We start from the raw sequence: 12,319 nt of genomic DNA on the forward strand, positions 1-12,319 counted from the left end.
GAGGCAAGGTTATTATGAAAGTTCATCATATTGGGATTATTGTAAAAGAATTTAAACCACTTCAAGATTTGTTTGTTGGGATGGGTGGTAAAGTTATTTGTAAAGATATAGCCAAAAGATATAATGCTATATGTGTATTTATTGATATGGGTAACGTTATTATTGAATTAGTAAAAAGCAAAAATAAGAATCAACCCAAAGAGGGATTAAATCATATCGCTTTTTATGGGAAAGGTAAATATGATGGTGCTATGCCTAATATGAAAGTTGATTTTAAAATAAAAAATAATATTATAATAGAAGAAGTTGAATTTGAAAAAAATGAAAGAAATTAATCTTATACCCTGGGATTCAAAAATTCTTAATAAAAAGGTTTTTGAAATAAAATATCAGAAAGGTTTACCACTTAAAACATTAGCTAAGCTTGATAAAAGTTGTGAAAAACAAGATGCATATTATGTATTTATTAAGGTGGATAATGATGATATTAAAACCATACATTATCTTGAGACTTTAGGATTCAATTACATAGAATTTCAGTTAAGAATAGAAAAAAGATTAGTAAAACCATATACTCTCCCACATTATAAAAACTTTTATCTAAAAGAAATTTTTAAATCAGATGTAGATGATATTAAAAATATTTGTAAGATCGCAAAAACCACCTTTACAACTGACAGATTTTATATTGATCCTAAAATAAACAAAGATTTTTCAGGAAAAAGATATATGAATTGGATTTTAAATTCTCTTGAAGACAATACATATAAGATATATAAATATTGTTTTAAATCAAATGATGAAATTGCGGCTTTTTTAATGGTGAAAAAAGACAAAGATAAAATTTACATAGCATTGGGTGGAACTAATCCAAAATTTAAAGGAAGTGGTATTTATTTAAGTTTACTTATCGAATATCTTAATCTATCTTATTTGAATAAGAATAAAAATATATATACAACTATAACTGCGCTTAATAAAGACGTTGTTGATTTTTATAATCTCTTAGAATTTAAAATAATTGATAGAAAAGTAGTTTTAAGAAAGGTGTACGAACATGAAAGATGATGAAATTATAAAAGCAATATACAATGCTATTGATGATGTTAATGAGCTACTTCCAAAAGAAGAGAAATTACGCAAAGAACCAAACACACCTATATTTGATGTATTGAGTTCTCTTTTAATATTAAATTTTATTGTAAAACTAGAAGAAAATATAAAAGAAGTTTTTAATGTAACAATAAATTTGGCTGATGAATTAATAGTATTAAAAAAAAATAACCCTCTTAAAAATGTTCAAAATCTTAAAAACCATATCTCTTCAAATTTAAAAAACAACCAATAAAATGAATTTTAAAAAAATTAAAAATAAATTTGGATTTTATCAAATAGAACCCAAACCGACTAAAGAAGAATTAAAAGAGTTTTACCAAAAGAAATACTATCAAGAAAGTAAAGGAAGTTTTGAAGTGAAATATAATAAAGCAGAACAGGTATATTTTAGAAATGAAAGTATAACATTTGAAAGAATATGGGAAATGTTTGGAAAAAGCAAGAATATTAAATTATTAGATGTTGGTTGTGGAGAAGGATATTTTATGAAATATTTTGTAGAACAAGGTTATAAAGCAGAAGGCTTTGATTTTTCTAATTGGGGTATTACCCACCATAATAAAAAGTTGTTAAAATATTTTGAGCAAGGTGATATTTATGAAATTTTAGACAAAAAAATATCCAAAGAAAAGAAATATGATTTGATCAATCTTGGGAATATATTAGAACATGTTTTAGAACCATTAGAATTATTAGATAAATTAAAGAAATTAATGAATAAAGAATCTTTGCTCAGAATTAAAGTACCAAATGATTACTCAGATTTTCAAATGTTATTATTGAAACAAAAAAAGATAAAAGAATCAGCGTGGTTTACTCCTCCAGATCATTTAAGTTATTTTAATTTTAAATCTTTAAGAAAAACATTAAAAGCAAAGGGTTTTAGGGTGTATAAAATGTTAGCAGATTTTCCAAATGAGATTTATCTTTCTAATGAATATTCTAATTATTTCAAAACACGAAGTAAAGGGAAAGAATGTCACAACTCAAGGGTTTTGATTACAAACTTTTTGTTTAATACTGGTGTTGATAAATATATAAAATATATGGAATCGGCCGGAAATTGTGGAATTGGAAGAACTATAACAGCTTATGTGAGTTTAAAATGAAAAAACCAGCAATAGAAGGTGGGAATCCTATTAGAAAAGAATATTTAATATTCGGAAAACCAGATATAGGAAAAGAAGAGATAAATGAAGTAGTTAATACTCTAAAATCAGGATGGTTAAGCACTGGACCTAAAGTAAAACGTTTAGAAGATAGATTTAAAAAATATGTTGGATGCAAACACGCAATAGCTGTAAACTCATGTACTGCTGCTCTTCATTTATCTTTATTATGTAATGGTGTTGGAAAAGATGATGAAGTAATTGTAACTCCTATGACTTTTGCAGCCACTGTTAACGTCATTGAACATGTTGGTGCTAAACCTGTTTTTGTTGATATTGAAAAAGATTCATATAATATTGATGCAGACAAAATAAAAAAAGCAATTACATCAAAAACTAAAGCTATAATCCTTGTTCATTTCGCAGGACTACCTTGTGATATGCTAAAAGTAAACAAAATTGCAAGAGAACACAAGTTAATAGTAATAGAGGATGCTGCTCATGCAATTGGATCGGAATATAATTCTAAAAAAATCGGATCAGAAGGCAATCCAACTTGTTTCAGCTTTTATGCTACTAAAAATTTAACAGCAGGAGAAGGCGGAATGATTGCTTTAAATGATGGTAAATTAGCAGAAAAGATGAGGATATATTCACTTCATGGTTTAAGTAAACATGCTTGGCAAAGATACACTAAAGATTGTAAAAAGACTTATGAGATTGTATACCCTGGTTATAAATACAACATGCAAGATATCAATGCAGCAATAGCAATTCATCAATTGGAAAAGATTGATAAATTTAATTCTATTCGAAAAAAGTATGCAAAATTATATTTCAAAGCATTTAAAAATTATGACCTTATAGAACTTCCTCCAGATAAGAAAGAAAGAAAGAACGCATGGCATTTGTTTCCAATTTTGCTTAAACTTGATAAATTAAAAATATCAAGAAATGATTTTATAAACGCATTGGATAAAGAAAACATAGGATCCGGTATTCATTTTCTTTCAATACATGAACAACCTTATTACAAAAAGAAATATAAATTAAAGAAGAATATTCTAAAAAGAGCAGAGTATGTTTCTAGTAGAACTGCCTCTTTACCCTTACAAACATCTATGAACAAAAAAGATGTTTTGGATGTAGTAAAAGCAGTAAAAAGGATTTTAGATTATTATAAAATATAAAGAGGGAAAAATGAAGAACAAAAAAGGAAAATTAATGTGGAACAAGGCAAAAGAATTAATTCCTGGAGGAACACAGCTACTGAGTAAAAGAGCAGAAAGGTTTTTGCCTGATAACTGGCCATCTTATTATAAAAAAGCAAAAGGTGTTAAAGTTGAAGATTTAGATGGAAATAACTATATTGACATGAGTATAATGGGGATTGGTAGTTGTGTGTTAGGTTATTCTGATGATGATGTTAACAATGCTGTAAAAAAAGTTATTGATGAAGGTTCAATGTGCACTCTAAATTCTATTGAAGAAGTTGAATTAGCGGAATTATTATTAAAAATACATCCCTGGGCTCAACAAGTTAGATATGCTAGAACAGGTGGAGAAGCAATGGCTATTGCTATAAGGATAGCTAGGGCTGCTTCAAAAAAGGAAAAAGTTGCTTTTTGTGGTTATCATGGTTGGCAAGATTGGTACTTATCATCTAATCTAAACAATAAAAAAAATCTGGATGGGCATTTGCTACCTGGGCTAAAACCAACTGGTGTTCCAAGAGGACTTTTAAATACAACTATTCCTTTTGAATATAATAAAATTGAGCAATTAAAAAAAATTGTAAAAAATAATGACATAGGAATAATTGTAATTGAACCTTTTAGACATCAAAACCCAAAGAATGGTTTTATTGAAAAAGTGAGAGAAATTGCGGATAAGAACAATATTGTGCTTATTTTTGACGAAATAAGTTCTGGTTGGAGGAATAATTTAGGAGGCATACACTTAGTTTACGATGTAATTCCTGATATTGTTGTTTATGCTAAAGCAATGAGTAATGGTTATCCAATGGCTACAATTTTAGGTAAGAAAAAAGTAATGGATGTAGCACAAGATAGTTTTATTAGTAGTACATATTGGACAGAACGTATTGGTCCTACAGCAGCAATAGCTACAATTAAAAAAATGAAAGAGAAAAAAGTTTTTGATCATATTAGTAAAATAGGTAACATGATTGGTGAAGGGTGGAAAAAATTAGCTAAAAAACATAATCTTGATATATCAGTTAGAGGTCCAAATTCTTTAATCACTTTTTCATTTAATTATGAAAATGCAAATGAATTAAGAACATTATTCACCCAAGAGATGCTTAGAAATGGTTTTTTGGCTTCGTTGTGTGTTTATGTGTCATACAGTCATAAAAAAGAACATGTAGAAAAATACCTAAATAGTGTAGATGATGTTTTTGGTTTAATTAAATGCGCTTTAGAAAAAAACAATGTAAAAAATATGTTAGAAGGGCCAATAGCGAGCGATGATTTTAAAAGATTAACGTAATAAGACAAACTATTTGAATTTTATATATAATTCTTTAATTGATAAACTTTAAAAAGAGATATAAATTATAATTAAATAAATAGTTAAAATGAATGTATTATTAATAAATCCGCCGGTAAGAGAAGAGGTTCCTCCTGTCATATTTCCACTAGGAGTAGCCTATTTAGTTACATGTTTAAAAAGAGCCAAACATAATCCTGTTGTTGTCGATATAGATGGGAATAGGTTTAATTACAATGAAGCATTAAAGATTATTAAAAAACATTTAGAAAAGAATAATATTGAAGCAATATGTACTGGTGGCCTTGTTACAGTATATAAATACTGTAAGAGATTGACAAACGATATCAGAAAAATAAATCCTAACGTTCCTATAATAATTGGAGGAAGTCTTGCGTCATCAACTCCAGAATTAGTTTTAGAAAAGATTAAACCAAATTATATTGTTTTTGGAGAAGGCGAAATTCCCCTAACAAATTTAATTAATTGTTTAGAAAAAAAGATAGAACCAAAAGATGTTAAAGGTATTGGTTTCAAAGAAAATAATAAGATCACGTTTACACCAAAAGAAGAACCACTAAATGAAGAATTTTTGAATAATCTTTTGCCAGATTGGGATGAATTTCCTATTGAAAAATATATTAAATATCCAAATACAGATTGTGGTACTAAAAAAAGTATGGGTGTAACTTCAATGAGGGGTTGCCCTTTTAGATGTAAATATTGTTATCATATATTTGAAAAAACAAGAATGCGTTCTCCTGAATCATTAGTAAATGAAATAAATATATTAAAGAGAAAATATAGTGTTGAACACATAATCTTTTCAGACGACCTTTTTACAGTTAGTCGTAAAAGAGTAGAAAAGTTATGTGAACTAATAGTAAAACAAAAACTTAATGTTACATGGAGTTGTTGTTCTAGAGTAAATTTAGTAGATTTAGATTTATTAAAGAAGATGAAAAAAGCAGGGTGTATTCTTATTGGATATGGTTTTGAATCTGGGAGTCAAAAAATTTTAGATTTAATGGGTAAAAGAGCAAAAGTGGAAGAAGGAGAAAAAGCTATAGAGATGACAAGAAAAGCAGGAATTTCTATTAGGGGGGCGTTTATGATAGGTTTCCCTGGGGAAACAAAAGAGACATTTGAAGAGACTATCCAATTTTGCTTAAGAAATAACTTGACCACTTATTTTTCATTCACAGATCCTTATCCTGGAACAGAAATATTTTATAGCTGTGAAATTGAAAAAAAGATGGATTTAGAAAAATTTGTAGAGAATATAGGAGAACAAGTTACATTAAGAGTCAATCTCACAGATCTACCCGATAAAGAATTATTAGAAATGTGTGATAAAGGAGAAAAAAAGATAGCTAAGGCAGGTGTAATTCAGAATTTTCCATTAAATATTCTTCTTTTTCCTTTTTTTGTTCTTGGAATTAAAAAATACGCTACTGCAATAACACAATCTAAACAACTTGGTTTTGGTATGTTTCTCAAATTAAACATCTATTATTTGAATTATAAAATCAAAATGGTTTTATCAAAATTCTTTTAAATAAAAATGGATAAAGATAGGATAGTTATGTTTGGATTGGATTGTGCGTCTTATAATATTATTAATCAACTAATTAAAGAAAATAAATTGCCGAATTTTGGAAAGATTATAAATAATGGTTGTTTTGGTATGTTAAAAAGTGTAGAACCAGTATCATCTGCGCCTGCCTGGGTTTCTTTTATGACAGGTAAGAATCAAGGAAAACACGGTATATATGCTTGGTTTAAGACGGATCCTAAACTCTATAACGATAGAGGGAAATTGCTTAATGCGTTTGATATTGATAGTAAAACAATATGGGAGATTTTAGGTAAAAAATCTGGGTGTATAAATATGCCTTTTACTTATCCTTACTTTAAGACCACTAAATTTATGGTGTCTGGTTTTCCAAGACCTTCATTCGAAAAAGCAGTATATCCAAAGAAGCTTTTAAAAGAGTTAAAGGAATATGAAACTGAAGATCTTCCATCTATAAAGAACAAGACAGAATATTTAAAAAAAATTTATAAAAATGATGAAAAAGTTTTTAATCTTTTTTTATACTTTCTGAACAAGAACAAAAATCTTGATTTTTTATGTTGTGTAATTGATAATCTCGATAAAATGAGTCATCATTTTTGGGATGATGAAAAAGTTTTATTTAATTACTACAATCATCTTGATAAGAAAATAGGTATGTTGTTAAACAAACTTGAAAAAAATGATACATTATTCATTCTTTCTGACCATGGTGCTAATGCTACTCCTACAAAAAAGTTTTATTTCAATAAATGGCTCAAAGAAAAAGGATTATTAAAATTAGAAAATAAACAATTTTTTGATTTTGGTTACTGGATGGCAAAACTTCGTATAAGTAAATCAAGCTTAGAGAAAGTTATATATAAATTAGGATTATTACGTTTTGTTGCGAAAAATATATCAAATCAGAATAAAGCAAAAATGGAAAATATGCTCCCTCCTTTTTCATATATAGATTGGAATCAGACTAAAATGTATTACACAAAAACCAATGCACATTCTCCATATGAGGGAATTAATATAAATTCAAAAGGCAAAAAACCAAAAGGAATTGTTGATGAAAAAGAGTATGAAAAATTAAGAGAATCTATGATTGCAGAATTAAAAGAATTAAAAGACCCAAATACTAATAAAAAGATTGTTGAATGGGTTTGTAAAAGAGAGGAATTATATAAAGGAAAACACACTAAAGAAAGACCAGACATAATACTTAAATTAAAAGAAGATTATACTGGCGAAATTGATATTAAAAATAAGTTAGTTGAGAATTTTAAAATAAGTATCCCTGGGGAGCATCATGTTGAAGGAATTTTTATGGCTTATGGAGAAAATATAAAAAAAGAGTTTATAAAAGGAGCTGAGCTTATTGATGTTACCCCAACAATTCTTCACATGCTTAATATTCCAATTCCTTCTGATATAGATGGTAAAGTTTTAAAAATATTTGACAAAGACTCTGATTTTGAAAAAAGAGATGTAAAAATAAATTCTAAGACTGATATAGAAAAAGAGCACATAAACGATATTCTTAAAGATATTAAATTTTGATTACTAATCCATAAGCTTTATATAACAATTATATGTAATTATATGTAATTAATATATATGAGGTGCAAAATGGATAATAAATATACAACCATTACAATACCGACAACACTTGCAGAAAAACTTAAAGAAAGAACAAAAGGAACAGGGTTTAGTTCTTTATCGAGTTATGTAACCTATATCTTAAGGCAGATTGTTTCTAGTACAAAGAAAAAAGAAGATAAAGAAGCTTTTAGTGAAGAAGACGAGAAAAAGGTAAAAGACAGATTGAGAGGTTTAGGATACATTGAATAAAAAACTTAATTTAATCTTTATCACAATAGATGGAGCAAGACAAGATAGACTAGATATTTCTAAGAAGTTTAGATATTTAATAGACAAAGGGGTTTATTTTTCTCAGATGATTACTTGTGCACCTTATACTTTGTCTTCGATGTATGCTATATTTTCTGGAATGTATCCTTCAAAAAATGGTGTTGATTCTTATTACAATATGTTTAAATTTAAAGAAGATACATGCAAAACTTTAACAGAATATTTTAAAGAAGAGGGATATTACACAAAAGGTGATTTTCTAAATGATGCTACAATGCCTAATCAAGGTTTTGATGAAGTCACAATTCATAATGAACATAAAGATGATTTTTTGAAATTACATCAAAAATATTTGAAAAAAGTCCATCAAATTAATAAAAAAGGTAAGAACTTCTTTTTATATTTACATTATAGTAATATACATACTTCAATTGTCAAAAATGTAATTAAAAAATATTCTGATTTTGATGATGTTTATTTTAATAGCACAAATCAAAATATCAAAAAATATAATGGTTATTTAATGACAGCAGGAAATTATGCTAAACAAATGTATGAAACCATTAAACAACTTGGATTACTTAAAAATACATTAGTAGTTTTTGTTTCTGATCATGGTATAAGTAATGGTGAAAAAAAAGGGGAAAGGTGTTATGGTTCTTTTCTATATGATTATACTCTTAAATCTTTTGCTATTTTTATGTTTCCAAATAAGATGAATAAAGAAGTTAAAGAAGTCACTAGAACTGTTGATATCACCCCATCCATACTTGACTTTTTTGGATTCCCTGAGGATGATTCATATGAAAAAATTCAGGGAAAATCTCTTTTTCCTTTAATCAAAAGGAAAGAAAACTCTAAAAGAATAGCTTTTGCTGAAACTGGTGGTTTAAATGGACCTTGGCCCTCTCATAAAAAATCGAATGTTAAATGTGTAAGAAGCGATGAATGGAAATTAATTCATAATGAAACACCAAATACTTGGGAATTATATAATATAAAAAAAGATAAAAACGAAGTTAAAAATGTCATATCAAAATATCCAAAAATAAAAAAGAAAATGGAAGATCAATTAAATAAAATAGTAAATGATTGTAAAACACCTAAAATCGAGATTCCAATTGAATTAATCAAAAAATAAGGGGATTGAAATGAAAATTAACAAAAAGAAAAGCAACAAATCTAAATGTAATAAACCTATAATCGTATATGTATATGTTTGCGGGGATATAATTCATGAAGGTCATTTATTGCAACTGGAAAATGGCAAAGCTTTAGGAGATAAACTAATAGTTGGTGTATTGACGGACGAAGCAGTAATGGAAAAAAAATCAAGACCAATATTACCTTTTAGAGAAAGACTAAGATTAATACAATCTATAAAATGTGTTGATTGTGCTGTTCCTCAACATGAATATTCTCCTATGAATAATTTAATAGCTATACAACCTGATATTCATATGGAAAGTGCTAGCCATTTAGGAAATAAATATCTTAGGGACTTGAAAAAAGTATTTAAGGGTAGAATTGTGATGACCCCCTATTACCCTGAACAATCAAGTACAGATATAAAGAATAGAATAAAACAAAAACATAAAATAAAAATAAATAGAGGGTGTTAATAAAATGAAAAAAACAATGGTAATTAGTGCATTTTTAGGTTTGATGTTGTTTTTAGTAGGATGTCAAACAGAAAACAAAGGTGAAATAGAAGTTATAAAAATGGGTTTAATACCTGCAGATGATTCAGATGAAATGTTAAGAAATTATGAACCTATAAAAGATTATTTATCTAAACAATTAGGTATTCCTGTAGAAATACAAGTAACATCTGATTATACTGCTGCTATTGAGGCTATGAGAGCAAAACATATTGATATGGCTTGGTTTGGACCATTTTCATATGTTATAGCTGCAAATGTTGCAGGAGCAGAAGCCATAGTAAATGGAGTTAAAGAAAGTACAGGAAGTGCAACATATAAATCCTTAATAATTGCAAATAAAGATAGTGGAATAAAAACTTTAGAAGATTTAAAAGGAAAAACATTTGCCTTTGTAGACCCAGCTTCAACTTCAGGTAATCTTATTCCAAGAAAGATGTTAATTGAAAACGAGATAGATCCTGACAACGATTTTAGTACTAGCTATTATGCTGGAACACATAATGCAGTTCAGTATGCAATATCTAATGGTAAAGTGGATGCTGGTGCTAGCGGTGATAATGTTTATTATAGGATGATTGAAGCAGGAGAAATTGATTCTGAAGTAAATGTAATTATTCATGAATCAGAACCAATTCCAGGTTCACCAATTGTTGTTAGAGATGATTTACCTGAAGCACTAAAGAAAGGTATTCAAAATGCTTTGATTAGTATGGACCAACAAACAATCCATAAAGTTGATGGGTGGGGGGGCATAGCAAGTTATCAAGCAGTATCTGACAGTGATTATGATGTAATCAGAGAAACTGCAATACTGTTAGGCATGGATGTAACAAGTGCAGAGGCTGCTAACAAATAAAATAATTTATTTTTTTATTTTTAATTAAAATGATAAAAATAGAGAACTTAAGTCATACTTATAAGAACCGAGAAGAAGAAGCTGTAAAAAACATCAATCTTCATATTGAACAAGGAGAAAGTTTAGTTATAATTGGTTCAAGCGGTTCTGGTAAATCTACCCTACTTAAATGTATTAATAGATTGATAGAACCAACTTCTGGGAAGATTCTTATAAAAAAAGAGGATATAATCAATTGCGACATTAAAAAAGTCAATACAATAAGAAGCAAGATTGGAATGATTTTCCAAAATTTTAATCTTCTTGAAAGAGAAACTGTTCTAAAGAATGTTTTAAATGGAAGATTAAGATATAATACTTCTTTTAATACGATTCTAGGAAGATTTTCTAAAGAAGATTATGAGATAGTAAAAGAAAATCTTAAACGAGTAGGATTAGAAGAGTATAAACATGAAAGAGTTAATAATCTGAGCGGTGGCCAAAAACAAAGGGTTGCAATAGCAAGAGCTTTATCACAGAAACCAGAAGTTATTCTTGCAGATGAACCAGTGTCCAGTTTAGATCCAAAATTAATGAAAGAAATAATGGATTTATTAAAAAGTATATGTGATGAGGACGGTATAACATTAGTTACAAGTTTACATTTCCTTGAATTTGCTAAGAGATATGGTTCAAGAATAGTGGGAATGAAAGATGGTGAAATAGTTTTTAATGGAAAACCAGAAGATCTTACAGAAAAAGATATTGTTGATATTTATGGTAAAACAAAAGAATGGAATCTCTATGGTAAAATTGGTTTTTAAAGATGAAATTAAAAAAATTAAAAAATAAATACAAAGGATTATTTATTGGGTTATTAATAGTTATAATTTATTATTGGGCTATTAATGGAACAAACACCAGTCCTTCTAATTTTGTTAAAGGTATCCCATTTATGATGGATTTTATAGGTAGAATGTTCCCTCCTGATATAAGCAATTTAGGAACTTTTTTACTTAAAGCTCTTGAAACATTACAAATGGCTATTGTTGGTTCAACATTGGGAGCTTTGATTGCTTTGCCTTTATCTTTTTTAGCGGCAAGGAACATTATGTCAAACAAATTTGTGTATCATAGTGTAAGAAGTATTTTTGATGCTTGTAGGGGAATAAATGAAGTTGTATGGGGTCTTATATTTGTTTCAATGGTGGGTTTGGGTCCTTTCCCTGGTGTTTTGGCTCTCACAGTTCATGTTACAGGAGCTTTAGGAAGATATTTCTCAGAATCAATAGAAACAGTTGATCCAGAGGTGATTAAAGCTATCATCTCAACAGGAGCGAATAAAATGCAAGTTATTACTAGAGGGATTTTTCCTCAGGTTAAACCATTATTTATTAATTATGCTCTTTATTATTTAGAAAATAATTTCAGAGCAGCAACAGTCTTAGGACTAGTTGGAGCAGGGGGAATTGGTATGGAATTATTAACCAGCATGAGACTTTTTAGAAATCAAGAAGTTTTGACTATTTTGATTATTATGGTGTTAATGGTTACAGTGATAGATAGATTTAGTGCATATATAAGAAAGAATATTGTGAAAGTAGAAAGTTTAGAATAAAAATTTATAAAGAATAAAAACTAATAAAGA

At 28.1% G+C, this 12,319-nt stretch carries 14 protein-coding genes; all 14 read left to right on the forward strand.

The window, feature by feature from the left end; translation table 11 throughout:
• Nucleotides 1-14 precede the first annotated feature (14 nt).
• The 14 genes from CEE44_02205 (at nt 15) to phnE (ending at nt 12,289) form a co-directional block, all read left to right on the forward strand.
• A complete protein-coding gene (locus tag CEE44_02205; GenBank protein ID TKJ17325.1) occupies nt 15-335 on the forward strand; it encodes a hypothetical protein in 321 nt (106 codons plus the stop codon).
• Entirely contained in the window at nt 322-1,068 is a 747-nt protein-coding gene (locus CEE44_02210) for a hypothetical protein (protein ID TKJ17326.1), read from the forward strand. The genes CEE44_02205 and CEE44_02210 overlap by 14 nt, the downstream gene beginning before the upstream one ends.
• Entirely contained in the window at nt 1,058-1,348 is a 291-nt protein-coding gene (locus CEE44_02215; GenBank protein ID TKJ17327.1) for a hypothetical protein, read from the forward strand. Before CEE44_02210 ends, CEE44_02215 begins: the two co-directional genes overlap by 11 nt.
• A gap of 1 nt (nt 1,349) precedes the next feature.
• The gene (locus CEE44_02220) at nt 1,350-2,225 is read left to right on the forward strand and encodes a hypothetical protein (protein TKJ17328.1); all 876 of its coding nucleotides are present in this window, start codon (nt 1,350-1,352) and stop codon (nt 2,223-2,225) included.
• On the forward strand, nt 2,222-3,415 hold the full coding sequence (locus CEE44_02225; protein ID TKJ17329.1) for a hypothetical protein: 1,194 nt from the start codon (nt 2,222-2,224) through the stop codon (nt 3,413-3,415). The genes CEE44_02220 and CEE44_02225 overlap by 4 nt, the downstream gene beginning before the upstream one ends.
• 10 nt (nt 3,416-3,425) lie before the next feature.
• Nucleotides 3,426-4,736 (forward strand): aminotransferase class III, encoded by a 1,311-nt coding sequence (locus CEE44_02230; protein ID TKJ17330.1) that lies wholly within the window; start codon nt 3,426-3,428, stop codon nt 4,734-4,736.
• A gap of 88 nt (nt 4,737-4,824) precedes the next feature.
• Nucleotides 4,825-6,294 (forward strand): hypothetical protein, encoded by a 1,470-nt coding sequence (locus tag CEE44_02235; protein ID TKJ17331.1) that lies wholly within the window; start codon nt 4,825-4,827, stop codon nt 6,292-6,294.
• A 6-nt stretch (nt 6,295-6,300) separates the two neighbouring features.
• On the forward strand, nt 6,301-7,860 hold the full coding sequence (locus tag CEE44_02240; protein ID TKJ17332.1) for a hypothetical protein: 1,560 nt from the start codon (nt 6,301-6,303) through the stop codon (nt 7,858-7,860).
• A 69-nt stretch (nt 7,861-7,929) separates the two neighbouring features.
• Nucleotides 7,930-8,151, forward strand: a complete 222-nt coding sequence (locus CEE44_02245; protein ID TKJ17936.1) for a CopG family transcriptional regulator — start codon at nt 7,930-7,932, stop codon at nt 8,149-8,151.
• The gene (locus CEE44_02250) at nt 8,144-9,313 is read left to right on the forward strand and encodes a hypothetical protein (protein TKJ17333.1); all 1,170 of its coding nucleotides are present in this window, start codon (nt 8,144-8,146) and stop codon (nt 9,311-9,313) included. The genes CEE44_02245 and CEE44_02250 overlap by 8 nt, the downstream gene beginning before the upstream one ends.
• Before the next feature lie 10 nt (nt 9,314-9,323).
• Nucleotides 9,324-9,794: an ADP-heptose synthase gene (locus CEE44_02255; GenBank protein ID TKJ17334.1), complete on the forward strand. Its 471-nt coding sequence runs from the start codon at nt 9,324-9,326 to the stop codon at nt 9,792-9,794.
• Nucleotides 9,795-9,798: 4 nt separating this feature from the next.
• A complete protein-coding gene (gene phnD, locus CEE44_02260) occupies nt 9,799-10,692 on the forward strand; it encodes a phosphonate ABC transporter substrate-binding protein (protein TKJ17335.1) in 894 nt (297 codons plus the stop codon).
• Between the two features lie 29 nt (nt 10,693-10,721).
• Nucleotides 10,722-11,495: a phosphonate ABC transporter ATP-binding protein gene (gene phnC, locus CEE44_02265; protein TKJ17336.1), complete on the forward strand. Its 774-nt coding sequence runs from the start codon at nt 10,722-10,724 to the stop codon at nt 11,493-11,495.
• A gap of 2 nt (nt 11,496-11,497) precedes the next feature.
• Complete coding sequence (phnE, locus tag CEE44_02270) at nt 11,498-12,289, forward strand: phosphonate ABC transporter, permease protein PhnE (GenBank protein TKJ17337.1); 792 nt, start codon at nt 11,498-11,500, stop codon at nt 12,287-12,289.
• Nucleotides 12,290-12,319: the final 30 nt, after the last annotated feature.

This window comes from Candidatus Woesearchaeota archaeon B3_Woes, from assembly GCA_005222965.1.
Lineage (GTDB): Archaea > Nanobdellota > Nanobdellia > Woesearchaeales > B3-WOES > B3-WOES.